The 3,379-nt window shown below is 62.7% G+C and carries 2 protein-coding genes; one reads left to right on the forward strand and one right to left on the reverse strand.

Translation table 11 applies throughout. The features are described 5' to 3' along the window. Positions 1–886: class I tRNA ligase family protein (locus AC2FLX_RS22005; protein ID WP_496875568.1), on the reverse strand; the 886-nt coding region annotated here is incomplete at its 3' end. A 444-nt stretch (positions 887–1,330) separates the two neighbouring features. Here AC2FLX_RS22005 and AC2FLX_RS22010 point away from each other — a divergent pair. Then, positions 1,331–3,379: xanthine dehydrogenase family protein molybdopterin-binding subunit (locus tag AC2FLX_RS22010; protein WP_496875569.1), on the forward strand; the 2,049-nt coding region annotated here is incomplete at its 3' end.

A 3,379-nucleotide genomic window follows, 5' to 3' on the forward strand; every position in this document is an offset into this window, starting at 1 on the left:
TGATGATCGGGATCTGGCGGCGGTGCTCTTTCGGGCCAACCGGAATCTCGCACAGCTGGCCGACGATGGGCGCATAGCGTTCATCCGAGGGGTGCACCGCAACCGCGCCGTCGCCCAGCATGGTCTCGGGGCGGGTGGTGGCGATGGAGATGTAGTCGCGTTCCTCTTCGAGGATGACGTTGCCGTCCTCGTCCTTTTCCACGTAAGTGTAGGTCGCGCCACCTGCCAGCGGGTATTTGAAGTGCCACATGTGGCCGGCGACCTCGATATTCTCGACTTCGAGGTCCGAGATCGCGGTCTCGAAATGCGGGTCCCAGTTGACCAGCCGCTTGCCGCGATAGATCAGGCCCTTATCGTACATGTCGACGAAGACCTTGATAACGGCATCATGGAAGTTGGGTGAATTTTCGTGCCCGGTGCGCGGGTCACCCGGCGCGCCCGCCATGGTAAAGGCGTTGCGCGACCAGTCGCAGCTGGCGCCCAGACGCTTGAGCTGTTCAATGATCGTGCCGCCGTACTGGCCTTTCCACTCCCAGACTTTCTCAAGGAATTTCTCGCGTCCCAACTCGCGCCGACCTTCGTTGCCCTGCGCCGCCAGCATCTTTTCCACCTGCATCTGGGTGGCGATGCCCGCGTGGTCCTGACCGGGCTGCCAAAGCGTGTCGAAGCCGCGCATCCGGTGCCAGCGGATCAGGATATCCTGCAGCGTGTTGTTGAAGGCATGACCCACGTGCAGCGCACCGGTGACGTTGGGTGGCGGGATCATGATGGTAAAGCTTTCGTCGCGCGATCTGTTCGCGCCCGCCTTGAAGGCGCCCGCCTGTTCCCAGGCCTTGTAGATGCGGGCCTCGGCTTCGGCCGCGTTGAACGTCTTTTCCATCGCCATGGTGGTGATCCCTTCGTCAATCGAGGGTCCAATTACCCAATGAAGGCGCGAAGGAAAAGGCGGCAAAGGCGTTTTCTTTGCCTTCGGGGCGCAGTGCGGGCGGCACGGGCGGGATTTGGGTATTCATGACCAGAAAGAAGCCGCAACGGTTTGTTAACCAGAATCGCCGCAGCCTGGGCGGGCGGTACAGGCTGGAAAGCCGATGGCCGCACCAGGAAGAAGCGGCCTTTGCGTGCTGGCGGGGATGTCCCTCCTACGTTCGGACGGCTGGCGGCAAGGGCGCTTCGGCCTGCATTTTCTGGATGTGCATGCCTCAGGCTGGCTGTGTCCTGGTTCCTCAATGAAAAATCCAATCAAGCGCGCCGCAGGAGCACAATTGGTGCACTGGACATGCGCGCAGCACGAGCTAGGGTCGCGATCTGAACTGTTTGGAAGGGGCGCATCATGGAGAAATTCGGAAAAAGCCAGCCGGTCGCACGGATCGAGGATATCCGGTTTCTGACCGGCGGCGGCGCGTATCTGGAGGATTCCGTTCCCGAGCATGCGCTTTACGCCGCCTTTTTCCGAAGTTCCGTGGCCCATGCGGTCATCACGGCGCTGGATCTGGACGCCGCGCGCGGTATGGAGGGGGTTCATCTGGTCATGGCGCTGCGGGACCTGAAGGCGGCGGGCGTGAACACGGCGATGAGTGCAACCGTTCTGACCAACCGCGACGGGAGCAAGGGGGCCGCGCCCGAACGGCATATGCTGGCGGCGGATCGGGTTCGGTTCGTGGGTGAACCGGTTGCCGTCGTGTTTGCCGAAACACCGGAGCAGGCGCGCGATGCGGTCGAGGCGGTCTGGATGGAGACCGAGGATCTGCCCGCCAAGATGGATGTGGCGCCGGGCGGCGAGGTGATCCATGCCGAAGCCCCCGACAACCGGGCGTTTGATTGGGGTACGGGCGACGAAGCGGGGACCGAGGCCGCGTTTCGGGATGCGGCGCACAAGGTTGCGCTGAGCGTTCACGACAACCGGGTGATCGTGAATTCGCTGGAACCGCGCGGCTGTCATGCCGACTGGCGGGACGGGCGGCTGCATTTTGCCTTTGGCGGGCAGGGCGTCTGGGGGATGAAGGCGCAACTGGCCGAGAAGCTGGGACTGGAAAGCGAGGCGGTGCATGTCACCATCCCGGATGTCGGCGGCGGGTTCGGAATGAAAGCGATGCCATATCCCGAGTATTTCGTGGTGGCGGCGGCGGCCCGGTTGACGGGGCGACCGGTGTTCTGGATGTCGGAGCGGACCGAAGCGATGCTGAGCGACAATCACGGGCGCGACCTGACATCGCTGGCGGAGCTGGCCTTTGACGCGGATTACAGGATCACTGCCTATCGCGTACGAACGCGGTGCAATCTGGGCGCCTATAACAGCCATTTTGCACAGGCGATCCAGACCAATCTGTTCAGCCGGGTGATGATGGGGGTCTACGACGTCCAGAACGTGTGGCTGCAGGTCGAGGGCTTTTACACCAACACCACGCAGGTCGATGCCTATCGCGGGGCGGGGCGACCCGAGGCGATCTACGTTCTGGAACGCGTCATCGACCGCGCCGCACGCGAGCTTGGCATCGATCCCTGGGAGTTGCGGCGGAAAAACTTCATCCGGCCCGAGGCGTTTCCGTACAGGACCGCGACGGGGGAGACCTATGATGTGGGCGCGTTCGACATGGTTCTGGGCCGAGCGCAGGATCAGGTTCAGGGGTTCGAGGCGCGAAAGGCGGCGGATCTTGAACGTGGCCTGCTGCGGGGGCAGGGCCTGTGTTACTATATCGAAAGTATTCTGGGCGATCCTTCGGAAGGGGCGAAGGTTGAGTTCAATTCGGATGGTACGGTGAGCCTTTTTGTCGGCACGCAATCGAACGGGCAGGGGCACGAGACGGCCTATGCCAGCTTTTTGTCGGATCAGACCGGCATCCCGATGGACCGGATCAGGGTGGTGCAGGGCGACAGTGACCGGATCGGGCAGGGAGGCGGCACCGGCGGGTCGCGTTCAGTCACCACGCAGAGCCATGCAACGCTTGTCACGGTTGATCAGATGGTTGCCGCATTCATGCCCTATCTGGCGGATAAGATGGGGGTGAAGGAGGATGAGGTGAGCTTTGATCACGAAACCTTCCGTGCCGCCGGGTCGAATCTGACCCCGACACTGCTGGAGGCTGCGGCGATGGCGCGCGAGGATGGTCGCAAAGACCTGCTGAGCCATGCGGCGCGGGCGAAACTGCCGGGGCGCAGCTATCCCAACGGGGCGCATGTTGCCGAGGTTGTGATCGATTCCTTCACCGGCTTCGTGACCGTAGACCGCTATACGGTCGTCGATGATTTTGGCAACCTGATCAACCCGATGCTGGCCGAGGGGCAGGTGCATGGCGGGGTGGCGCAGGGGATCGGACAGGCGCTGTGCGAGCATGTGGTGCATGATGCGGACGGGCAACTGCTCACGGCAACGTTCATGGAC

The organism is Ruegeria sp. YKSF57, assembly GCF_059612585.1.